17 protein-coding genes are annotated in these 21391 nt (G+C 66.4%); 7 read left to right on the forward strand and 10 right to left on the reverse strand.

Going from position 1 to position 21391, the window contains the following annotated elements; genetic code table 11:
• Nucleotides 1–14: 14 nt before the first annotated feature.
• The 4 genes from ACZIYR_RS04785 to ACZIYR_RS04800 are packed head-to-tail and all read left to right on the forward strand — an operon-like array spanning nt 15 to nt 4689.
• Nucleotides 15–986, forward strand: coding sequence for a TAXI family TRAP transporter solute-binding subunit (locus ACZIYR_RS04785; RefSeq protein ID WP_483528399.1), 972 nt, complete (start codon nt 15–17; stop codon nt 984–986).
• Nucleotides 987–1008: 22 nt separating this feature from the next.
• Nucleotides 1009–2931 carry a TRAP transporter permease gene (locus ACZIYR_RS04790; RefSeq protein WP_483528400.1) on the forward strand — a complete coding sequence of 641 codons (1923 nt, stop codon included), beginning with the start codon at nt 1009–1011 and terminating at the stop codon, nt 2929–2931.
• Nucleotides 2928–4331 carry an acyclic terpene utilization AtuA family protein gene (locus tag ACZIYR_RS04795; RefSeq protein ID WP_483528401.1) on the forward strand — a complete coding sequence of 468 codons (1404 nt, stop codon included), beginning with the start codon at nt 2928–2930 and terminating at the stop codon, nt 4329–4331. The genes ACZIYR_RS04790 and ACZIYR_RS04795 overlap by 4 nt, the downstream gene beginning before the upstream one ends.
• Nucleotides 4318–4689 carry an AtuA-related protein gene (locus ACZIYR_RS04800; protein WP_483528402.1) on the forward strand — a complete coding sequence of 124 codons (372 nt, stop codon included), beginning with the start codon at nt 4318–4320 and terminating at the stop codon, nt 4687–4689. Before ACZIYR_RS04795 ends, ACZIYR_RS04800 begins: the two co-directional genes overlap by 14 nt.
• 70 nt (nt 4690–4759) lie before the next feature.
• Here the strand turns inward: ACZIYR_RS04800 and ACZIYR_RS04805 are convergent, their stop codons facing one another.
• The 6 genes from ACZIYR_RS04805 to ACZIYR_RS04830 form a co-directional block, all read right to left on the reverse strand.
• Nucleotides 4760–5638, reverse strand: a complete 879-nt coding sequence (locus tag ACZIYR_RS04805; RefSeq protein ID WP_483528403.1) for an ABC transporter ATP-binding protein — start codon at nt 5636–5638, stop codon at nt 4760–4762.
• A gap of 10 nt (nt 5639–5648) precedes the next feature.
• Complete coding sequence (gene ntrB / locus ACZIYR_RS04810) at nt 5649–6503, reverse strand: nitrate ABC transporter permease (RefSeq protein ID WP_483528404.1); 855 nt, start codon at nt 6501–6503, stop codon at nt 5649–5651.
• A 25-nt stretch (nt 6504–6528) separates the two neighbouring features.
• Nucleotides 6529–7833, reverse strand: a complete 1305-nt coding sequence (locus ACZIYR_RS04815; protein ID WP_473032653.1) for a CmpA/NrtA family ABC transporter substrate-binding protein — start codon at nt 7831–7833, stop codon at nt 6529–6531.
• A 307-nt stretch (nt 7834–8140) separates the two neighbouring features.
• Nucleotides 8141–9436, reverse strand: a complete 1296-nt coding sequence (locus ACZIYR_RS04820; protein WP_473032654.1) for a nitrate- and nitrite sensing domain-containing protein — start codon at nt 9434–9436, stop codon at nt 8141–8143.
• A gap of 92 nt (nt 9437–9528) precedes the next feature.
• The gene (locus ACZIYR_RS04825) at nt 9529–10881 is read right to left on the reverse strand and encodes a NarK family nitrate/nitrite MFS transporter (protein WP_483528405.1); all 1353 of its coding nucleotides are present in this window, start codon (nt 10879–10881) and stop codon (nt 9529–9531) included.
• 295 nt (nt 10882–11176) lie between these two features.
• Nucleotides 11177–11908 (reverse strand): murein L,D-transpeptidase catalytic domain family protein, encoded by a 732-nt coding sequence (locus ACZIYR_RS04830; protein ID WP_483528406.1) that lies wholly within the window; start codon nt 11906–11908, stop codon nt 11177–11179.
• Nucleotides 11909–12076: 168 nt separating this feature from the next.
• Between ACZIYR_RS04830 and ACZIYR_RS04835 the strand changes: the two genes are divergently transcribed.
• The gene (locus ACZIYR_RS04835) at nt 12077–13702 is read left to right on the forward strand and encodes a L,D-transpeptidase family protein (RefSeq protein WP_483528407.1); all 1626 of its coding nucleotides are present in this window, start codon (nt 12077–12079) and stop codon (nt 13700–13702) included.
• A gap of 54 nt (nt 13703–13756) precedes the next feature.
• Here ACZIYR_RS04835 and ACZIYR_RS04840 read toward each other — a convergent pair whose 3' ends face one another.
• The 3 genes from ACZIYR_RS04840 to ACZIYR_RS04850 form a co-directional block, all read right to left on the reverse strand.
• Entirely contained in the window at nt 13757–15601 is a 1845-nt protein-coding gene (locus ACZIYR_RS04840) for an ABC transporter ATP-binding protein (protein ID WP_483529046.1), read from the reverse strand.
• 120 nt (nt 15602–15721) lie between these two features.
• Nucleotides 15722–17458 (reverse strand): peptidoglycan DD-metalloendopeptidase family protein, encoded by a 1737-nt coding sequence (locus ACZIYR_RS04845; RefSeq protein WP_483528408.1) that lies wholly within the window; start codon nt 17456–17458, stop codon nt 15722–15724.
• A 235-nt stretch (nt 17459–17693) separates the two neighbouring features.
• A complete protein-coding gene (locus ACZIYR_RS04850; RefSeq protein ID WP_473032661.1) occupies nt 17694–18545 on the reverse strand; it encodes a pirin family protein in 852 nt (283 codons plus the stop codon).
• A gap of 101 nt (nt 18546–18646) precedes the next feature.
• Here ACZIYR_RS04850 and ACZIYR_RS04855 point away from each other — a divergent pair, with 101 nt between their 5' ends.
• Nucleotides 18647–19552: a LysR family transcriptional regulator gene (locus tag ACZIYR_RS04855; protein WP_473032662.1), complete on the forward strand. Its 906-nt coding sequence runs from the start codon at nt 18647–18649 to the stop codon at nt 19550–19552.
• Nucleotides 19553–19649: 97 nt separating this feature from the next.
• Entirely contained in the window at nt 19650–20657 is a 1008-nt protein-coding gene (locus tag ACZIYR_RS04860) for a glutathione S-transferase family protein (RefSeq protein WP_473032663.1), read from the forward strand.
• Nucleotides 20658–20879: 222 nt separating this feature from the next.
• On the opposite strand, the gene ACZIYR_RS04865 is transcribed toward ACZIYR_RS04860, so the two are convergent.
• Nucleotides 20880–21332, reverse strand: a complete 453-nt coding sequence (locus ACZIYR_RS04865) for a YaiI/YqxD family protein (RefSeq protein ID WP_483528409.1) — start codon at nt 21330–21332, stop codon at nt 20880–20882.
• Nucleotides 21333–21391: the final 59 nt, after the last annotated feature.

A 21391-nucleotide genomic window follows, 5' to 3' on the forward strand; every position in this document is an offset into this window, starting at 1 on the left:
CCAAGGAGCCAATCATGAGAACCCTGTTCACCGCCGTGGCGGCCAGTGCCGCCGTCATTGCTGCTTCCACCACGGCCGTGCAGGCCAACGAGCGTCTGCTGATCGGTTCGACCTCCAGTTCGTCGAGCCATTACGGCTACTTCGTGGCGGTCAACCAGATCATCAACAGCCAGCTCGATGGCGTCAGCTCCTCGGTGGCTGAGACCGGCGCTACCGTGGACAACCTGCGTCGCCTCGGCCGCAATCAGATCGACATGGGGCTGGTGACGACCAACACCGGCTACCATGCCTATGCCGGCCAGGAGGATTTCGAGGGTCGCCCCGTGGATAGTCGCCTGCTGTGGGTCTACACCGTGGCGCCCCAGAACGTGGTGATGCGCCAGGATGCCGAGGTGGCCACCCTGGAAGAGCTGGAAGGCGTGCGCTTCAATCCGGGCATCACCGGCTCTGCCACCGAGAAGACCACCGAGGCCGTCATGCGCACCCTGGGGATCTCGCCCAACTACGTGCGCGGCTCGACCACCGACATCGTCGATGCCATGAAGGATGGGCGGGTGATGGGCTCGGCCAAGTCCGGGGTCGGTAACCGCCTCGACGGCTCGAGCCTCGACATCGCTACCTTCACGCCGATCAGCGTGCTCTCGCTGTCCGACGAGCAGGCCGAGACGCTGCGTGAGGAGATGCCTGATGTGGCCATCGTCGATGTGCCGGAAGGCGCCGGCGAGGGTATTCCCGCCTATACCACCTGGGCCTTCGGCGTGGCCGTGCATGCCCATCCGGATCTCGACGAGGAGACCGCCTACCAGATCGTCAAGGCGGTGATGGAGAATCCCGAGCCCCAGGCCAACGCCTTTTCCGCCGTGCGTGACGCTGACCTGGCGCAGATGACCCTCGATGTCGGCACCGTGCCCCTGCATGCCGGTGCGGCCCGCTACTTCGAGGAGCAGGGCCACGAGATCCCCGAGGCCCTGCAGCCTGCCCAGTAACGCCTACCCAAAGGTGTCTGCCATGCGCGCGAACCTGACTAAAGTGCTGGCCCTGCTGCTGGGCGGGCTGATTCTCTACACGTCGGCCACCGGCCCCTTCGAGAGCCTGGTTCAGCGCAGCATCTTTCTCGCGCTGGTCATCCTGCTGGGGTTGACCGTCTATCCCCTGGGCGCCGGCAAGCGCTGGCGCCCCTTGGGGCTGGCGGCGGACCTGACGATGGCGGCCGGGGTGGTGCTGGCCTGCGGCTATGTGGCCATGAATCATGACCGTATTCTGGTGGAGCTCCCCTGGGCCTCGCCCCGGGACATGCTGTTCACCGGCGTATTGCTGGTGACGATCCTGGAGCTCTCGCGCCGGGCCATCGGGGTGATCTTCCCGCTGCTGGTGGTGGCCGGCCTGGCCTATGCTTGGCTGGGGGCCGTTATTCCCGGGCCGCTTGGCCACCGCGGCTTCGATGTCTACTACATCACCGAGACCCTCTACCTGGGGGATCTGGGCGTATGGGGCATGCTGGTCGGCGTGGCCGCCACCACCATTGCGGCCTTCGTGCTGTTTGGCTGCCTGCTGCTGCACACCGGCGGCGGTCAGACCTTCATGGATCTGGCGCTGCGGATCAGCGGGCGCTCGCCGGGTGGGGCCGCCAAGGTGGCCACCGTGGCCTCGGGCCTGTTCGGCATGGTCAGCGGCAGCGCCGTGGCCAACGTGGCCACCACCGGCAACTTCACCATCCCGATGATGAAGCGGCTCAACTATCCGCGACCCTTCGCTTCGGGCGTGGAGGCGGTGGCTTCCACCGGCGGCCAGATCGCGCCGCCGATTCTCGGGGCCGCAGCCTTCATCATGGCCGAGATCCTCGGCGAGAGTTACCTGCGCATCGCGCTTGCCGCGCTGCTGCCGGCGGCGCTCTTCTATCTTGGGGTCTTTCTGACCATCCACCTGGTGGCCAAGCGCCGCAATCTGCAGGTGGTGCCCGACGACGAGCTGCCGAGCTGGCCGGACGTGCTGCGCCCGGAGCGGATCATTCCCATCCTGGCGGCGCTGGGCGGGCTCTTCTACGGCGTGCTCTCCGGGCGCTCGATCCAGATGTCGGCCTTCTACGGCATCCTGATGACGCTGCTCACCTTCGTGCCCTTCGCCCTGCTGGCGAGGATGCCGCTGCGCGAGATCGCCGGCAAGCTGCTCTCCGGGCTGATGGATGCCGGGCGGGGCATGGTGATCATCGGGGTGCTGCTGGCCGGTGCCCAGATACTCGTGGCGATGATCGGCATGACTGGGATCGGTGTGACCCTGGCCAGCCTGATCGTCAACGTCGGCGGCCAGTCGCTGTTCCTGGTGGCCTTCATCGTCGGCGGCGTCTGCCTGATCCTGGGCATGGGCATTCCCACCACCGCGGCCTATGTGCTGGTGGCCTCGGTGCTGGCGCCGGCGCTGACCACCATCGGCGTCGAGCCGCTGATCGCCCATCTCTTCGTGTTCTACTTCGCCACCCTGTCGGTGATCACGCCGCCGGTCTGCGTGGCGGTCTTCGTCGCCGCGGGTATCGCCGGCACCAACTGGCTGCCGGCGGCGGGGGAGGCGGTGCGCTTGGCGGCGGCGATCTACGTGATTCCCTTCCTGCTGCTGATCTATCCCGCCCTGGCCGGCTTCGGCAGCGCCTTCGATATCCTGCTGGCGATCTCCCAGGGCGTGGCGTTCGTTCTGGCCTTTGCGTCGCTGATGTCGCGGGTGGCGATCACCGGTAGCCGGTGGCTGGATGCGGTGAGCCTGATGCTGGTGGTGGGTCTGGCCTTGACCCCGGGCTGGTTGACCACCCTGGGCGCCTTGCTCGTGCTGGCGGGACTCTATGCCAGGCGCCGTCAGCAGGCGAGCGTGGCTTCCACAGGGGAGGCTCGGCCGCCGTCGCAAACCAAGCATGGCCTGGCGCCCAAGGAGAGCCACTCATGACCTTTCTGTTGGGCAGCGGCGCCGGTTTTTCCGGCGACCGCACCGATGCCGCCATTCCCGTGGTGAAAGAGCTGATCCGCCGCGGCCAGCCCGCCGCGCTGGTCTTCGAGACCCTGGGCGAGCGCACCCTGGCCGCTGCGCACCGGGCCATGCGCGAGGACCCCTGTGCCGGGTTCGAGCCGCTGCTGGCTGAGCTGTTGGAGCCGGTGCTCGAAGCTTGTCTGGCCAACGGCATATCCGTACTGGGCAATTTTGGCGCGGCCAACCCGGAAGGCGCCTGTGAGGTGGTGGCCAGGCTAGCCGCGCAGGCGGGATATGCCCAGGTCCGTATCGGCCGGGTTCAGGGCGACGATATCCGCACTCGGATGGCGACTCTTGACCTGCAGCGCTGGGAAGCCGAGCACCGCGAGTTGCCCGGGGAGTCAGCGCTGATATCGGCCAATGTCTATCTTGGGGCGGCACCTATCACCGAGGCGCTATCGCTAGGGGCCGAGGTGGTGGTGACCGGTAGGGTGGCCGACCCGGCGCTTTTCCTTGCCCCGTTGGTGCATCATTTCGGCTGGGCCTGGAACGATTGGGATCGCCTGGCCGCCGGCATGATGGCCGGGCATCTGGCCGAATGCGGGGCCCAGGTCAGCGGCGGCTACTTCGCCGACCCCGGCTTCAAGGATGTGCCGGACCTGGCCACGGTGGGGTACCCGATCATCGAGGTGGAGGCGGACGGCAGCCTGGTGGTGACCAAGCCGCCGGGTACCGGGGGCTGCGTGACCGAGCGTACCGTCAAGGAGCAGCTGCTTTACGAAGTCCATGATCCGGCCAACTACCTGACCCCCGATGTGGTGGTGGATCTTTCCGCCGTGCGGGTGGAGCAGATCGGCCCCGACCGGGTGGCGGTGAGAGGTATAGGTGGCAAGCCGGCCCCCCAGAGGCTCAAGACCACGGTCTGCTACGAGGGCGGCTGGCAGGGGGAGGCGGAGATCTCCTACGCCGGCCCCAACGCCCTGGCGCGGGCGCAGCTGGCGGCCGAGGTGCTGCGAGAGCGCCTCACCTTCCGCGCCCCGCCTGAACTGCGCACGCGACTGGATGTGGTGGGTCATGCCAGCGTCTTCGACGGGGATGCGGGGGTCCTGCAGCGGATGGCCATGATGACCGACAGCGGTGACTATCGCCTGAGACTCGCCGCCGAGCATGTCGAACGGCGCTGGGTTGAGCGTGCCACCCAGGAGCTGCTAGCCCTCTACTGCGCCGGCCCGGCGGGCGGTGGCGGGGTGAGACGCCAGTTCCAAAGGCGCGTGTGTACCGCCTCCTATCTAGTGCGTCGCCAGGACGTCACTCCCTCCGCGAGTCTCTATTCCGCGAGCCCTTATGCAGAAAGGAGCCAAGGCGATGTCGCGAGTTGACCTGACCCCGCTCGAGCCGCAAGTCGAGACCCTTAGCGTGCCACTGCACCGCCTGGCCCATGCGCGGGCCGGCGACAAGGGTGACCGGCTCAATCTGGCCGTATTCGCCTATGACCCTCGCCACTACGAGACGCTGCTGGCCCAAATCACCGAAGAGCGGGTACTGGCCCTGTTCGCCCATCGCGGCGCAACCCAGGTTCGCCGCTATCCGATGCCGACCCTGTCAGGAATGAACCTGGTGATTGATGATGTGCTGCAGGGCGGGGTTAACGGCGCCCTCAATCTGGATGGCCACGGCAAGACGCTCTCCTATTTACTGCTGAGCATGAGCGTGACGCTCGCAGACGACGACCTTTAAGGTCGGCTCAACGCGCCAACGGGCCACCCAAAGCTGGCCCGTTGGCGCAGGGGCAGGGGCAGGGCGAGGTTTACGCCTTGGCCATGCGTTTCTCCTTGGCTTTCTCCTTCTCGTCTTTCTCCTTCTCGCCGACGGCGCCGGCGCCGCGCCGCTGCGCCAGGCTCTCCACCTTGCGCTGCTTCTCGTAGAGAAAGCGCAGCACCTCCTGGCGGTAGTGGTTGTAGCGCGGGTCGTCGGCCAGGGCGATACGGTCGCGGGGGCGGGGCAGGTCGATGTCGAGTATCTCGCCGATGCGTGCCGAGGGGCCGTTGGTCAGCATCACGATGCGGTCCGAAAGCAGCACCGCCTCGTCCACGTCATGGGTGATCATGATCACGGTATTGCCCAGCTCGTCCTGGATGCGCATCACCTCCTCCTGCAGGTGGGCGCGGGTCAGGGCGTCGAGGGCGCCGAAGGGCTCGTCGAGCAGCAGCACCTTGGGCTCCATGGCCAGTGCGCGGGCGATGCCCACGCGCTGCTTCATGCCGCCGGATATCTCCGCCGGGCGCTTGTCCAGCGCATGGCCCATGCCCACCATTTCCAGGTTCTTGACGATCCACGCGTGGCGTTCGGTCTTGCTCTTGGTGCGACAGGTCTTGTTCACCGCCAGGGCCACGTTCTCGTACACGGTGAGCCAGGGCAGCAGCGAGTGGTTCTGGAACACCACGCTGCGGTCGGGGCCCGGCGAGTTGACCTCCTTGCCGTCGAGGATCACCGCGCCGGAAGTGGATTCGGTGAGCCCGGCGACGATGTTGAGCAGGGTCGACTTGCCGCAGCCGGAATGGCCGATGATGGAGATGTACTCGCCGCGGTCCACGGCCAGGTCGATGCCCTTGAGCACCTGACTCTGCGTGCCCTTGGCGAAGAAGGTCATGTCGACGTTTTCGATACTCAGGTAGCGGTTGCTCATGTTGTTCTCCTCAGCCTTGGGCGGTGCCGCGGGTCACCCGGTTGCCGATGAAGGCGACCAGGCGGTCGAGGATGAAGCCGACGATGCCGACATAGATCAGGGCGAGCACGATGTCGCTGATCATCGAGGCGTTCCAGGCGTCCCAGATGAAGAAGCCGATGCCCACGCCGCCGATCAGCATCTCGGCGGCGACGATGGCCAGCCACGACAGGCCGACGCCGATGCGCAGCCCCGAGAAGATGTAGGGAGCGGCGGCGGGCAGCATGATGCGGGTGAAGTACTCCAGGCCGTTGAGGCGCAGCACCCGGGCCACGTTGCGGTAGTCCTCGGGGATGTTACGAATGCCCACCGAGGTGTTGATGATGATCGGCCAGATGGCGGTGATGAAGATCACGAAGATTGCCGAGGGCGCGCTGTCCTGGAACCCGGCCAGCGAGATCGGCAGCCAGGCCAGGGGCGGCACGGTGCGCAGCACCTGAAACACTGGGTCGAGGCCGCGCATGGCCCAGGTCGATTGGCCTACCAGCACGCCCAGCGCGATGCCTGCCACCACGGCCAGGGCATAGCCATAGGCCACCCGCTCGAGGCTGGCGAGTATCTGCCAGGCCATGCCCACGTCGTTTCCGCCGTGGTCGTAGAAGGGGTTGGCGATCAGCTCCCAGGTATCGCGCAGTACCTGGGAGGGGGGCGGCAGCACGGCGCCGGGGGAGGAGCAGAGCAGCTCCCACAGGGCGCCGAGCAGGGCGATGATCACCACCGGTGGCAGCACCCGCTGCACCAGCGCTTGCTGAAGGGCGACGAAGTCGGGGGACCAGGCGAGGGCGGCCGGCTTGGCCAGGGTATTGCTGCGTTGCACGCTATTCATGAGGATGTCTCCTTCTCGTGCGATGTCAGGCGAGGCGCTTGATGGCCAGGCTGTCGAGATAGGCTTGGGGATTCTCGGGATCGAAGGTCTTGCCGTCGAAGAAGGTCTCCACGCCGCGGGAGGTGGAGTCGGGAATGTCGGCAGCGTCGACCCCGAGCGACGCGGCCGCCTCGCGCCACAGGTCCTCGCGGTTGACCTGCTCGATCAGCGCCCGGCTGTCGAAGTCCTGGGGCAGGTAGCCCCAGCGCTGGTTCTCGGTGAGGAACCACAGGTCATGGCTCTTGTAGGGGTAGGAGGCGTGGTGCTGCCAGTAGCGCATGCGCTGCGGGTGGTCTTCGATCACCAGGCCGGTGCCGTAATCGAAGTTGCCCTGGATACGGTCGATCAGATCGGCATACGGGGCGTGGATCCAGCGCCGGCGCGAACAGATCTGGGCCATCTCCTCGTGGTTGGCCGGGTCCTCGCACCACATCTGCGCTTCCATGATCGCCATCAGCAGCGCCCGGGTGGCGTTGGGATGGGCCTCGACGTAGTCGCTGCGCATGGCAAACGCCTTCTCCGGGTGGTCGTTCCACAGCTCGCCGGTGGTATTGGCGGTGTAGCCGATGCCCTGGTTGATCAGCTGCTGGTTCCACGGCTCGCAGACGCAGAAGGTTTCCATGCTGCCAACGCGCATGTTGGCCACCATCTGCGCCGGCGGCACCACGATGGTCGAAATGTCGCGATTGGGATCGAGGCCGCCAGCGGCCATCCAGTAGCGAATCCACAAGTCGTGGGTGCCGCCGGGGAAGGTCATGGCAGCGTTGACCGCGTCACCGCCGGCGCGCTTGGCGGCGATGGCCTGGGCGAACTCGGCGGTGTCGAGCCGCACCTCGAGATCGGCATGCTCGCGGCCCACCGAAATGCACTGACCGTTGAGATTGAGCCGCGCCAGGATGCTCATGGGTACCGGCACGTTGTTGGGGGTCATGGCACCGCTGGCAATCAGGTAGGGCATTGGCGTGAGGATATGGGCGCCATCGATGCCGTTGCGCTGGGAGCCCAGCACTAGGTTGTCGCGGGTGGTGCCCCAGGAGGACTGCTTGAGGACCTCCACGTCGGTCATGCCGTGAGCAGCGAAGAAGCCCTTCTCCACCGCCACGAACAGCGGAGCGGCGTCGGTCAGGGCGATGAAGCCGAGCTTGGCCGAGGTGGTTTCCGGCCGTCCGCTGGCCATGGCCCAGCTCAGCGGCAGGCTGCTGAGCAGGGCGGTACCGCCCACGACGCTGGCGGTCTGCTTGAGAAAACGGCGGCGGTCGAGTGCAGGGCCGCCTTTGTTGGTCTTGTTCATGGGTATGGCTCCCAATTAGAAGTGTCTGGCCAAATAAAGACGGCGCCTGCCCCGATTCGCGTGACGATGTCACGGGAACCTGGGCAGACGCCGTTGCCTGGTCCTGATGCTGCATGGAAGCGCTGAACCGTCGTTGACTCAGCGGACGAATCTACCTTGCAGCTTGGGTGCCATATGGCGGCTTTCTCTAAAATATATTAAATAAAACAGGTGTCTGCATTTGTTCGTGTGATGTCAATCAACTATTGCTTGGCCAGGTAGGGGGGCGCAACGGTGCAGGCCGGTTGTGCGGCGCACCAAAACGCAGCTAGCCGGTATCGCCGGTTTCCTTGGCTGAGGATTTCAGGATATCGGCCAGTCCTAGCACGGACTGCGCAATCTCGCTCATGCTCTTGCTCTGGTCCATGGCCAACTTGCGCAGGAAGGTATAGGCCTGCTCCTCGGTCATTTGCTGATGCGCCATGATCAGGCCCTTGGCGCGTTCGACCAGCTTGCGCTCACGCAACGCGCGCCGGGTATTTTCCAACTCGTCGCTGAGTGCCTGCAGGCGCCCCGACTGGGCGCGCATCAGCCCCACCAGCGATCGGTTCAGCGATGACCCCACGATGCGCGCGGTCACTTCCCCCAGCTCTTGGCTGGCACAGCTGTCAAAAAGCTCCACGAGCTGCTGGCAGACGCCCGGGGCCTCGTCGTTCAGCTCAGCCTGCAAGTCGCCCTGGTGCGCCAGGTTGCGGCGTGCTTCGACGGTCTTGGCCAGGCACAGGGTCGAGAGCTCTTCGATCAGATAGGCTTCCACGCGCTGGATGGCGTCGATGCGTCGGGTGGTCAGCTCGTACCAGGTTTCCCCCAGGGGGCTGGTGCCTTGCGCCAACAAAATATCGTTACAGGCCATTTCACGCAGCTGCTGGATACCGGACAGGGTCCGCGCCGGCATCTCCTGCTGCCACTGCCGACGTCCTTGCTCGCTGGTGAATTCCAGGCAGATATCGAAGCAGCGCTGCTGGTCTTCGATGAGTTGTACCAGCAGCTGGCGGTGGCTCTCGTCGAAGCGGCTGGTGGTGAAGCCGGCGGCGCCACAGGCGCGCTCCTGGCCGGCCAGTTCCTTGCCCTGCATGAGATGAAAGATGGCGACCAGGGCCAGTGTGACCTCGGGATCGATGGCTGTATCGGCAACCTCGAACACCACGGAAAGCAGTGCGCTGATCAGCTGGTTATAGGCCAGGGTGGCGGCGTCGGGGCCGGTGTCGAGGGCTTCGATCTCGCTACGCAGCGCCGTCAGGCTATCGAGGGCGTGCCAGACGCAGGCGACGCGCCTTAGCAGCCGGGCGGTGGTGGCAGGGCGCCCGGCGGTAGTGCCAAGTGCGTCAAGGCGCAGGCGTAGCGCACTTTCGTTCTCCAGGCTCTCTTCGATGCGCTCGCGACGTCGTTCTGCAAAGCGTTGTCCCCGAGAGGCCAGGTAGACGTTCGAGGCGCCACGCTCCTTTTGCAGGGCATGAACGAAGCGGCTGACGTCGCCGACGATGTCGCAGGCGGCGGTGAGATGTTCGAGATCCGCGATTTCGCAGCGCTTGGCTGCCACTAGCAGGCGTTCGGCAGGTGTCATGGTTCACCTCATGCAGACACGATGACCGCCGCCTCCGGGGCGGCGGTCTGTTGGGCATGTGCCGCGGCAGCCAGCCGCCGCGGTGCTTGCACTCAGCGCAGCGACAGGGCGCCGGCACCGGTCTCCTCGCCCACGGCGTCCCGGTAGGCCTTGGCTTCCTCGGCCTCGGTCTCGTCCGAGAAGCGCACCAGCAGCGCGCAGGAGGCCAGCACCAGCACGATCAGCCCCAGGTAGAAGAGCCCCTGCTGGTAGGTGATGGCCTCGGAGCGGAACAGGAAGGCCGCGGCCACCGCCCCCACGTTGCCGCCGGCCCCGACGATACCCGCCACGGCGCCTAGGGCCTTCTTGTTGATGAAGGGCACCACGCCGTAGGTGGCCCCCTCGGCCATCTGCACGAACAGGCTGAAGACCAGCATGATGCCGATGGCATAGGAGAGCACGTGCATCTGCGAGAAGGCCACCAGGGCGATGCCCTCGCAGATCAGGGCGATGAAGAGCCAGCGCACTCGCCCCTTCAGGCCGCCGTTCCTGGCGAACAGATCGGAGAAGATGCCGCCCAGGGTGCGGGCGAAGACGTTCATCAGCCCGAACAGGCCGGCGATCATCCCGGCGGTGGCCAGCGTCAGATCGAAGTGGTCGAAGAAGTAGATGGCGGCGATGTTGTTGATGGTGAGCTCGACGCCGAAGCAGATGGCGTAGACCACGAACAGCGCCCAGACGCGGATATCCTTGGCGGCGGCCATGAAGCTCTGGCCCGCGCCGTTCTCGCCGCTGGCGGGCGGCAGCTCGCCCCGGGCCCGCAGCTCGTCGAAGTTGCCGTTGGGGGCGTCCTGGGTGAACAGCCAGTAGCCGATGCCGGTAATGAACATCACCACCCCGGGCACCACCATGGCCAGCCGCCAGCCCAGGGTCTCGCTGACCCCGAGCATCAGGATCCCGGAGAAAATCAGCGGCATCAGGATCTGGGTGGTGCCGCCGCCCAGGTTGCCCCAGCCGGCGCTGGTGGCGTTGGCAGTACCCACCACGTTGGGGGCGAACATCATGGTGGTGTGGTACTGGGTGATCACGAAGGCGGCGCCAATGGCACCGATGGCCAGGCGGGCCAGCAGGAAGGTCTCGAAGCTGTTGGCGAAACCGATGCCCATTACCGGGATCGAGCCGAGCAGCAGCAGGCCGGTATAGGTCTTGCGCGGCCCGATGCGGTCGCAGAGCACGCCGATGGCCAGGCGCACGATCACGGTGATCAGCACCGAGGCGATGATGGTGTTGCCGATCTGGGTCTGGGTCAGGCTGAGGTCTTCGCGGACCACCGCCATCAGCGGGGCGATGCCGAACCAGCCGAAGAAACAGATATGAAAAGCGAACCAGGAGAAGTGGAACGCACGCATCTGGGGAGTGGTGACGTCCAGCAGGCGGATCCTGTTGGCCTTGTTGAGAATGTCCATGGCGCTACCTCGCGGAGCAGTTCAGTCGCGTTAACAAACGAGCCCTTCGACGTTGAAGGTCAGGTTCGACGCACTCGTGCTCCACGGAGCCTGGTCCACGTCCACCAAATCTTGACCTGTGTTAAGCAAATGAGTTGCCACTTCCAGGTTTTTCTTTTTTTTTCATGGGGTTGGTGAGAAAAAGCGGGCCGCCTTTGCCAGGCGGCCCGTCGTTAAGGGGGGCATGGGCATTCCGATGGTGCAGTGCGGTACGCTGACGCCCGATTCTGGTGCCTGCTGCGGTGAGCGCTGCGGCTCAGTGCATGGCCAGCTGGTAGTCGTCGCGCTCGCAGGACAGGAAGGCGGAGCTTTCCAGCCACTCGGAGTCGGGGAAGTAGGCGAACAGGTAGTGGTCCTCCTTGAGGCTGTCGATCAGCGGATAGGTCACTTCCTGGCGCACCGCGGGGCAGCCCTGGCTGCGCCCCAGTCGGCCGGTCTGGCGAATGAAGGCGTCGCTGACGTAGTCGGCGCCGTGAATCACGATGGCGCGCTGGTAGGCCAGGTCATTGATGCCCGGCTCCAGCCCCTCCAAGCGCAGCGAATAGCCGTTGCGCCCGTAGTAGCTGTTCAGGGTGCGAAACAGCCCCAGGCTCGACTGGTGGCTTCCCTGCACGTTGGAGAAGGTTTCGGCCATGGCATCCCCGGTGCCCTGGCCGTGGGACACCAGCTCCTCGAACATCAACCGCTCTTCGGCCAGGTCGAAGACCCACAGGCGCGGCTCGGTGGAGGGCAGCGAAAAATCGATGACCGCCAGACGCTCGGCCTCCGGGTCGGCGCAGGCCAGGGCGCTGGCGGCATGCGTCAGTACCTCGGGGTTGGCGTCGGGAGCCAGGCGCGTCAGGGTGTGGTCCAAGGTGTGACGGGTCAGCTGTTCGTGAGGCAGCATCTGGGCCACGAAATCGCCGGCCTGGAGCGGGAGGGAAGCGAACAGCAGGGAGCCGGCCAGGGTGGCGCAGGCGACGGGAGAAGACGGTCGTGATCGAGTCATGGGCAACCTGAGGTGGTCGAATCATCGGGCCATGTCGTGCAGAGCCGTTGCCGGCATGTCCCGGACACACGAAACGGGGCCGGCTTCCCTGTGGCCCCGTAGCAGCCTCTATTATGAGGGCGAGGGCCGGGAAGGCCAGTTGAGCCATCAACGAAGCAGGAGGCGAATATGCGGGCAATTCTCGCCATGGGGAGTGTGCTGGCCGTGCTGCTGGGTATGTCGGGCGCCGTGCTGGGCGACTCCCCCGCGGCCGGCGATCGGGCGGAAGCGCCGCTTGCGGTCCAGATCGAGCACCTGGCGCAAGACGCCGACGGCGAGCTGCAGGCGTTCTATGCGCTGCGCGACCATCGCCCAGCGTGGCGCGACCGCGAGACCGTGGCGGCCTTCGCCGCTGCGCTGCACACCCTGGATGGCGATGGGCTAAGGCCCGAAGACTATCGGCCCGACGCGCTGGTGGCCGGGCATCGCCAGGCCGGTGCCTCCGGGGAGGTCTGGGAACTGGCGCGTTTCGATCTGCATGCTACCCGGGTGCTGATGACCGCGCTGGAGCATCTGCAGCGGGGCAAGGTTGACCCGCGAGAGCTCGATACCCACTGGGAGGTGCCGGTCGAGGCGCCTGCCCGCGACCCGGCAGCCATCGCCCGGGCCATCGAGGGGCAACGCTTCGAGCAGGCCTTCGCCGAGGCGCGCCCCTCCTACGCCCCCTACGAGCGGCTGCGTGCGGGGCTGGCCCGCTATCGCAACATCGAGCGGCTGGGGGGCTGGGAGCCCCTTCCTGACGCGCCCCGCGTGCTGCGTCCGGGCGATGTGGATGATGCGGTGGCGCTGCTGCGCTTGCGGCTGGCGGTGATCGGTGAGCTGGAAGTGATGGCCGCCGACGCCGACGCCTTTCCGGGGGCGATGCTCGAGACGCCCGATCCGCGGCGCTTCGATGCCACCCTGGAGGCTGCGGTACGCCGCTTTCAGCGCCGCCACCTGCTGGAGGTGGACGGTCTGGTTGGCCCGCAGACACGCCGCGCGCTGAACGTGCCGGTGGAGGCGCGCATCGACCAGATTCGCGTCAACCTGGAGCGCGCCCGCTGGCTGCTTCACGGCCTGCCGGAGTCCTTCGTGCTGGTGGATATCGCCGGCTACCAGCTGCGCTATTTTCGCCCCAGCGGCGAGGTATGGCGCTCGCGCATCGTGGTGGGACGCCCCTATCGACGCACCCCGTCGCTGCGCTCCGAGATCACGCACATGACCGTCAACCCCAGCTGGACGATCCCCCCCACCATCCGGCGCAATGACGTGCTGCCCGAGATACGTCGTGACCTCGGCTACCTGTGGCGCGAGCGTATCCAGGTGCTCAGCCCCTCGGGCCAGCCGCTCGATCCCTGGGAGGTGGACTGGGACAACCCCGGCAATGTCGTGCTGCGCCAAGCGCCGGGTCCGCACAATGCCCTGGGCAAGGTAGCGATCCGCTTTCCCAACGATCACCTGGTCTATCTCCACGACACCCCCGCGCAGTACCTCTTCGATCGTGATCAGCGCGCCTTCAGCTCCGGCTGTATCCGGGTGGAAGGGGTGCGGGAGTTTGCCCAGCTGCTGTTCGACGATACCGACAGCGCCCGGGATATCAATGCGCTGATCGAGACCGGCCGTACCCGCAACGTGTCGCTGGCCGAGCCGGTCCCGGTGATTCTGCACTACTGGACGGTCCACCCCGACGAGGATGGCGAGCTGGCCTTTCGGCCTGACATCTACGAGCGCGACGCGGCCCTGCTCGAGGCGCTGGACCGGCCCTTGGTGCTCTGAGGGGCGCGCGAGGGGGCGTCAGGGAGAGAGCGGCGAGCGGATCCTGCCCCGGCCCTACTGGTAGCCCCTGGCCTGGAGTCGGAACAGCCGCGCGTAGCGGCCGTTGAGCGCCATCAGGCTGGCATGGTCGCCGCGCTCGATGATGCGCCCGCCGTCGATCACCAGGATCAGCTCGGCGGCGCGCACCGTGGAGAACCGGTGGGAGATCAGGATGGTCATCTTGTCGCGGCTGTGTTCGCGGAAGTCGGCGAACACCGCGGCCTCGGCGGCGGCGTCCATGGCCGCGGTGGGCTCGTCGAGCACCAGGATGTCGGCCCTCTCGCGCATGTAGGCTCGGGACAGCGCGATCTTCTGCCACTGCCCACCGGAGAGCTCCTGACCACCCTTGAACCAGCGCCCCAGCTGGGTGTGGTAGCCCCCCGGCATGTCGGCGATGAAGTCCTCGGCCAGGCCGCGGCGGGCCGCTTCCTGCCAGCGCACCTCATCCTCGAAGGCGGCCACGTCGCCGGCGCCGAGATTTTCCCCCACCTTCATCTGATAGCGCACGAAGTCCTGAAAGATCACCCCGACGCGCCGGCGCAGGGTCTGGATATCCCAGTCGCGCAGGTCGCTGCCGTCGAGCAGGATGCGCCCTTCGGTGGGTTCGTAGAGCCGGGTGAGCAGCTTGATCAGGGTGGTCTTGCCCGAGCCGTTGGCCCCCACCAGGGCGAGGCTCTCGCCGGGCTTGAGATGCAGCGAGATGTCGGCCAGCGCCGGCGTCTCGGCGCCGGGGTAGGTGAAGCCGACGTGCTCGAAGCGAATGCCGTCGCCGGGGACGCTGCCCTGGGTCAGGGTGCCCTGCTGTGGGGCTACCGGCTGCTCCAGGTACTCGTAGAGGTTGGAGAGGTAGAGGTTGTCCTCGTACATGCCGCTGATGGCGGTGAGGCTCGCCGACAGCGCCGACTGGCCCTGCTTGAAGACCATCAGGTACATGGTCATCTCGCCCAGGGTGAGCTGGCCGGTCACCGTTTCCGCGACCACCCAGGCGTAGGCGCCGTAGAAGGCCAGGGTGCCCAGCAAACCGAGCAGAAAGCCCCAGGTCTCGCGGCGAATCGTCAGTCGCCGATCCTCGGCGTAGAGGGTCTCGAAGATGTCGCGGTAGCGGCCCAGCAGCAGCGGCTCCAGGCCGAACAGCTTGACCTCCTTGATGCTGTCCTCCCGCGCCAGCACCGTCTCCAGGTACATCTGCATGCGGGTCTGGGGCGAGCGCCAGCGGAACAGCCGGAAGGCGTCGCCGGAGAACTTGGCCTCGGAGAGAAACACCGGCAGGGCGCCGATCACCAGGATCAGCAGCGCCCAGGGCGAGAACTGCACCAGCAGCACGCCGAAGCTGACCAGCGAGATGCCGTTCTGGGCGAGGCCGAAGGTCTTGTTGACCAGCCCCAGCGGGCGAATCGACGCCTCGCGGCGCGCCCGGGTCAGCTTGTCGTAGAACTCCGAATCCTCGAACTGTGCCAACGTCAGGGTGCCGGCCTTTTCGAGGATCATCACGTTGACCTTCTGGCCGAGCAGGGCGCGCAGCAGCGACTGCTGGGCCGAGAGGCCGCGCTGGGCCATGGCGATCAGTGCGATCACCCCGGCCTCGGCCAGCACGTAGCGCAGCACCGACCACCAGTCGACCTCGCCGGTCTCGCGGTGGTGGGCCATGGCATCGACCACCGAGTCGACGATCAACTGGCCGATCCATGCCGCCACCGCCGGCAGCACCCCGGCCACCAGGGTGCAGATCGCCAGCCCCACGGTCAGCGGCCGCGAGGTCTGCCACACCAGGGATAGCGCCCGCCGGCTGTAGCGGAACACGCCGAAGAAGGCGCTCAGGCGGTTGCCGTCAGGCGGTGGCTTGGGGATGGCGCGGCGCATGTGGGGCGAGGACAAACGGTCTCTCCGAGGCGATGAGCAAGGCGCGAGCGGGCCAGGGGGCGAACACGCCGACGCCCCGCTGGCGAGCGGGGCGTCGGCAGGCGAGGGCGAACGGCGGCGTCAGCCTTCGTCGTCGTCCGAACGCTCGGCGGTGCTGGCCACCACCGGCCCGGTTTCGCCGCTCTCCAGAACCGCCAGCAGCGGCTCGGCCTCGCGCTGGAAGGCGATCAGCTTCTCGCCGGAGAGGCTGGTGTTTTCCGGCAGGTCCACGGTCATCGGGTTGACCTGGCTACTGCTGACCAGTACCTCGTAGTGCAGGTGCGGGCCGGTGCTGCGACCGGTATTACCGGACAGCGCGATGCGCTCGCCCATCTCGACCCGGTCGCCGCGGCTGACCAGCGGGCGAGAAAGATGCAGGTAGCGGGTCTGGTAGCCGTTGTCGTGGCGGATGACCACGTAGCGGCCGGCCACCGGATGGTTGGCGACCTTCTCCACACGGCCGTCGGCCGGGGCGGTGATCGGGGTGCCGATGGGCATGGCGAAGTCGGTGCCACGGTGCGGACTCACTCGGCCGGTGACCGGGTGCTTGCGACGCGGGTTGAACGGCGAGCTGATGCGGTAGCTGCCCTCGAAGGGGTAGCGGGCGAAGGCGGGGTCGAGGCTTTCGCCTTCGGGGGTGTAGAAGTTGTTGTCGGCGCTGTTGCGCACCACGGTCAGGTTCATGCGCTCGCCCTCGTACTGGATCGCCAGCACCCGGGCATCGAAGCTCTGACCGTCGATGATGTCGGACTCGATCAGCACCTGAAACTGGTCGCCGCGACGGGTGTCGCGGCGAAAGTCGAGTTTCTTCTCCAGCAGACGGGAGACCTGGGCGATCTCGGTGCTGGACAGGCCTGTGGCCTGGGCCGAACGGGCGAAGCTGCCGCTGACGCTGCCGGCGAACAGCCGCTGGGTGGCTTCCCCGGCGCGCTCGATGCTGGCCACCTCGAACTGCTCCTCGTCGCGCTTGACCCGCACGCCCTCCCGGGCGTTCTTCATCACCTGAAGTGTCAGCAGGCGGCCGGTTTCATCGAGCTGATACTCGAACTGGTTGCCCACCCGCCAGTGGGTCAGCAAGCGCTGGTCGGGCAGGCTGTCTAGCAGCCGCATGGCTTCGCTGTAGCCCAGCCCGAGCCGGTTCTGTGCCAAAACGGCGAAGGTGTCGCCGGACTCTACGGTGTAGGTTTCCCACTCCGGCACGAAGGGCTCGGCGGTGGCGAGCTCCTGCTCGAAGACGATGGGGCCATCGTCGAACAGGCCGAGCTCTTCGTCCGGAATGTCCTCGTAGGAGGTGGCATCGGCGAGAAGCGCCTCGTCGGCCGGTTCCGCATCCAGCAGGCCACCGCTGAGGGTGCCGAGCACTACCGCCATGTGCAGGGCCCCGGGATCGAGCAGCGCGTCGGAGGCGTCGGGCTCGACGATGGTGGCATCCTGCGCTGAGGAGGCGCCAAGCGGCGCGGCGGCCAGAGTGGCCGGCGGGGTGGTGCCGGCGCCAGCGGTGTCTTTGCGCTCGCCAAGATCGACGATCTCGGTGGGGCGGAGCTGGGAAAGCGGGATGGTGTTACGGGTGGCGTCGATGGTCTGGGTGGCGATCTCCAGGGCATCGGCCACCGGGAAGCGTTCGGAATTCAGTGACGGTAGGCCGGGTTGGCTCTCGGGTGACAGGGGAAGGAGTAGGGTGTCGGCGGTTTGCGGCTGACGCTGACTGTCTTCAACGAGGGTGACGATCTTGTGTGCGCCCAGCACAGTGACCATGGTGGCGACCGGTAACAACAGCAACTTATGCGTGCGGGGCAGCGAATGGAGGATTCGCAACATGGGTAAAGGCCATATTAAAAATAAATGAAAAAAAGCAAAAAAGGCACGGGAACCTTACCCCATGCCGTATGGCCTGCCTAGTCTGTATATCCATACAGAAGCCACGCCCCGCCGGGGCCGCTAGGGCCCTGCGGGTCGTGGCTTGGATGTCGAACGCTGTTCCTTAATCTCTCCACATTGAACGCGAACGGCGTTCGAAATTCAACCCCCCTGCCGATGGGGGCGTGCGGGTGGCTCAGCCACTGATGAAGGTGCCGTTGCGATAGTCGCTCAGGGCCTGTTCGATCTCGCGCATGTCGTTCATCACGAAGGGGCCGTAGTGGGCGATGGGCTCGCGGTGCGGGGTGCCGGCGAGAATCAGTGCCTGGCCACCTCCGGCGCTGCTCAGTGCCAGGGTCTGCCCCTTGCCGAGCCGCCCCAGCTCTCCGGCGCGCAGACGCTCCCCGGCGATCTCCAACTCACCCTCGAAGGCATAGACCACCAGGGTTTCGTCGTTGACCGACAGCGTCAGCTCGCCACCGGCTGCCAGGCGCAGGTGGCCAACGGACGCCTGGCCGGCCAGGGCGTCCAGGGGGCCCTCGACGGCGTCGCCCTCGGTGGGCTGCCAGCGGCCGCCCAGGGCGATCAGCTCGGCGCCTGCCCCGGTCAGGTGCGGCATCTCGCTGGCGCGAACGTCGCGATAGGTGGCGGGGCTCAGCTTATCCTTCGCCGCCAGGTTGATCCACATCTGGAAGCCGTGCAGGCCCTGGCTGTCGGTGAGCGGCATCTCGGAGTGAATGATGCCGCGGCCGGTGTGCATCCACTGGGCGTCGCCCGCATTGATGGTGCTCGAGTGCCCGAGGTGATCCTCGTGGGTGAGGCCACCGTGGATCACGTAGGTTAGCGTCTGCATGCCGCGATGCGGGTGTGGCGGAAAGCCGCCGATGTAGTCGTCGGGCCGGTCGGAGCCGAGCTCGTCGAGCATCAGGAAGGGGTCGAGGCCGCCCCCGAAGTCGTGGATGCGCTGAATCTTCACGCCGTCGCCGTCCTGGCTGGGCTGGCTGGTCAGGCGGCGGTCGAGCCGGCGCAGTGTCGGTGAGGTAGTCATGGTAGCCGTCCTCGGAATTAAGGGATCTGACTGGCATTTTAGAGCGGAATTTTCGAAGATTAAGCGCATAGTTTTGCACTCACTGTTCGAGGAAATCGAAAATGTCACGCGTCACCCTGGCCCAATGGCAGATGCTGGCCGCCGTGGTGGATCACGGCGGCTTCGCCCGCGCCGCCGAGGCGGTCCATAAGAGTCCGTCGACGCTCAACCATGCGGTGCACAAGCTCGAGGAGCAGCTGGGCGTCAAGGTGCTGGAGCCGGTCGGCCGCCAGGTGCGGCTCACCGAGGCCGGCGAGATGCTGCTGCGCCGGGCGCGCCAGCTGATCGAGAGCGCCGAGGCGTTGGAGGATGTCGCCGGACGGCTGGCCGAGGGGCTGGAGGCGGAAGTGGTGTTGGCCCTGGATCAGATCTTTCCCTCCGATGCCCTGGCCCAGGCGCTGGGCCGGTTCTCGGCCGCCTTTCCCCATGTGCGGGTACAGCTGCACGAAACGGTACTCAACGGTGGCATCGAGATGCTCTACGACGGGCGGGCCGACCTGGTGGCCTCGGGGCTTGCCGCCCAGGGCTTCCTGGGGGAGCCGCTGGTGACGGTCAACTTCATCGCCGTGGCGCATCCCGAGCATCCGCTGCACGGCCTGGGGCGCGAGCTAGACCTGCGCGACCTGCAGCGCTATCGGCAACTGGTGGTGCGCGATTCGGCGCTGCGCCAATCGATGGATGCCGGCTGGCTCAAGGCCGAGCAGCGCTGGACCGTTAGCCATCTGGAGACCTCGCTGGATATGGTGCGACGTGGGCTGGGTTTCGCCTGGCTGCCGGAGACCCGTATCCAGCCTGAGCTCGAGTCGGGCACCCTGATTCCCCTGCCGCTCAGCGCCGGGGGGCTGCGCGAGGCGCCGATACAGCTGATCTATCGTGACCGGGACCGGGCCGGGCCGGCCACCCACGCCATGGCCACGGCGCTGCGCGAGGGGGTTGCCGATACCTGCCCGGCAAGCGCTCGGGGGTGAGTTCGATTTTTTCGAAAGAAATTCGGGAAAAAGTGCGCTTGAGCGTCGATGAAATCGGCTTATTCTAGGGGGAAACGCATTCTGAACCGGAGGTAGCATGGGCCTGTTGATCGACGGCGAGTGGCATGATCAGTGGTATGACACCGACAAGCACGGCGGTGAGTTCGTGCGCGAATCCGCCCAGCTGCGTGACTGGGTGACGTCTGATGGAACCCCCGGGCCCGACGGCCAGCCGGGGCTGCCGGCCGAGGCCGATCGCTACCATCTTTATGTTGCCCTGGCCTGCCCCTGGGCGCACCGTACCCTGATCCTGCGCAAGCTCAAGGGGCTCGAGGACCTGATCGGCGTCTCCCACGTCAGTCCGTTGATGCTCAGTGACGGCTGGACCTACGATCAGGCGGAGGGCTCCAGCGGTGACCCGATCAACGGTGTAGCCTTTCATCGCGAGCTCTACACCCTGACCGACCCCGACTATACCGGGCGGGTGACCGTGCCGGTGCTGTGGGACAAGCAGACCCGACGCATCGTCAATAACGAGTCGGCCGATATCCTGCGTATGCTCAACGGCGCCTTCGATGAGCTGGCCGGTAATCGCCTGGACTTCTATCCCGAGGATCTGCGCGAAACCATCGATGCGGTCAACGCCGATGTCTACGATCACATCAATAACGGCGTCTACAAGTCCGGGTTCGCTACTCGGCAGGGAGTCTACGACAAGCACGTGGTGGCGCTCTTCGAGGCGCTGGATCGCATGGAGGCGCGGCTCGCCGAACACCGCTACCTGACCGGCGAGTGGCTGACCGAGGCCGACATCCGCCTCTTCACCACCCTGATACGCTTCGATGCCGTCTACCACGGCCACTTCAAGTGCAACCTGCGGCGCATCGAAGACTACCCGAACCTCTCGAACTACCTGCGCGAGCTCTATCAGTGGCCGGGCATCAAGGAGACGGTGGATTTTGACCATATCAAGCGCCACTACTATTACAGCCACGACACCATTAACCCGACGCGCATCGTGCCCAGGGGCCCCGTGCTCGACCTCGAGCGCCCCCACGACCGCGAGCGGCTGCCGGGTAAGGGGATTCGCGAGAAGGGAAAATAAGGAGCGAGTAGCGCTTGGGAGTTCTGTGGGAGGCCGGCTTTGCCGGGCGAACGGCGCCGCTAGGCGCCCAAGACGCCGCTGCCTTGGCAGCGCTGCGCGCTGCTTCGCGAGCTGAAGCTCCCTCCCACAACGCTCCTCCCAACGGTTGGGTGACCGAATGTGGGAGGCCGGCTCTGCCGGCGGTTCGACGCTTGGACGAAGGCGCCGTCAGGCGCCCGACAGTTATTGCCTGTTCTTCGCCAGCCACCGATCCAGCGCATTGGCGAACTCGCGGCGGTCGCCGTCGGAGTAGCCCTTCGGCCCGCCGGTATGCTCGCCGCTGGCGCGCATCGTCTCCATGAAATCCCGCATTTGCACCCGGGCGCGGATGTTGTTGGCATCCAGCGCCTCGCCGCGGGTGGTCATCACCTTCGCGTCGCGCTCGATGGCCGCCATGGCCAGCGGCAGGTCCGAGGTGATCAGCAGGTCGCCGGCCTGAATGCGGTCGACGATCTCGTCGTCGGCGGCGTCGAAGCCGTGGCTCACCGCAAGCGACTTCACCCACTTCGACGGCGGCAGGGGAATGCTGTGGTTCGCCACGAACCAGGCGGGGGTGGCGGTGCGCTCGGCGGCCCGCACGATGATCTCGCGGGCCACCTTGGGGCAGGCGTCGGCGTCGACCCAAAGACTCGGCATGGGGATACTCCTGGCGGGAAGGGAAAGGCAAGGGCGTGCCGAAAAGGCTGGCCAGCGAC

Source organism: Billgrantia sp. NRB1, from assembly GCF_056921725.1.

Bases quoted from the DNA above. Each gene is read 5' to 3' on its own strand.
- ACZIYR_RS04790 (WP_483528400.1), top strand. From the start codon at position 1,009: ATGCGCGCGAACCTGACTAAAGTGCTGGCCCTGCTGCTGGGCGGGCTG.
- ACZIYR_RS04805 (WP_483528403.1), bottom strand. From the start codon at position 5,638: ATGAGCAACCGCTACCTGAGTATCGAAAACGTCGACATGACCTTCTTC.
- ACZIYR_RS04845 (WP_483528408.1), bottom strand. From the start codon at position 17,458: ATGTTGCGAATCCTCCATTCGCTGCCCCGCACGCATAAGTTGCTGTTG.
- ACZIYR_RS04860 (WP_473032663.1), top strand. From the start codon at position 19,650: ATGGGCCTGTTGATCGACGGCGAGTGGCATGATCAGTGGTATGACACC.
- ACZIYR_RS04835 (WP_483528407.1), top strand. From the start codon at position 12,077: ATGCGGGCAATTCTCGCCATGGGGAGTGTGCTGGCCGTGCTGCTGGGT.
- ACZIYR_RS04855 (WP_473032662.1), top strand. From the start codon at position 18,647: ATGTCACGCGTCACCCTGGCCCAATGGCAGATGCTGGCCGCCGTGGTG.
- ntrB (WP_483528404.1), bottom strand. From the start codon at position 6,503: ATGAATAGCGTGCAACGCAGCAATACCCTGGCCAAGCCGGCCGCCCTC.
- ACZIYR_RS04795 (WP_483528401.1), top strand. From the start codon at position 2,928: ATGACCTTTCTGTTGGGCAGCGGCGCCGGTTTTTCCGGCGACCGCACC.
- ACZIYR_RS04785 (WP_483528399.1), top strand. From the start codon at position 15: ATGAGAACCCTGTTCACCGCCGTGGCGGCCAGTGCCGCCGTCATTGCT.
- ACZIYR_RS04825 (WP_483528405.1), bottom strand. From the start codon at position 10,881: ATGGACATTCTCAACAAGGCCAACAGGATCCGCCTGCTGGACGTCACC.
- ACZIYR_RS04815 (WP_473032653.1), bottom strand. From the start codon at position 7,833: ATGAACAAGACCAACAAAGGCGGCCCTGCACTCGACCGCCGCCGTTTT.
- ACZIYR_RS04800 (WP_483528402.1), top strand. From the start codon at position 4,318: ATGTCGCGAGTTGACCTGACCCCGCTCGAGCCGCAAGTCGAGACCCTT.
- ACZIYR_RS04820 (WP_473032654.1), bottom strand. From the start codon at position 9,436: ATGACACCTGCCGAACGCCTGCTAGTGGCAGCCAAGCGCTGCGAAATC.
- ACZIYR_RS04840 (WP_483529046.1), bottom strand. From the start codon at position 15,601: ATGCGCCGCGCCATCCCCAAGCCACCGCCTGACGGCAACCGCCTGAGC.
- ACZIYR_RS04865 (WP_483528409.1), bottom strand. From the start codon at position 21,332: ATGCCGAGTCTTTGGGTCGACGCCGACGCCTGCCCCAAGGTGGCCCGC.
- ACZIYR_RS04830 (WP_483528406.1), bottom strand. From the start codon at position 11,908: ATGACTCGATCACGACCGTCTTCTCCCGTCGCCTGCGCCACCCTGGCC.
- ACZIYR_RS04850 (WP_473032661.1), bottom strand. From the start codon at position 18,545: ATGACTACCTCACCGACACTGCGCCGGCTCGACCGCCGCCTGACCAGC.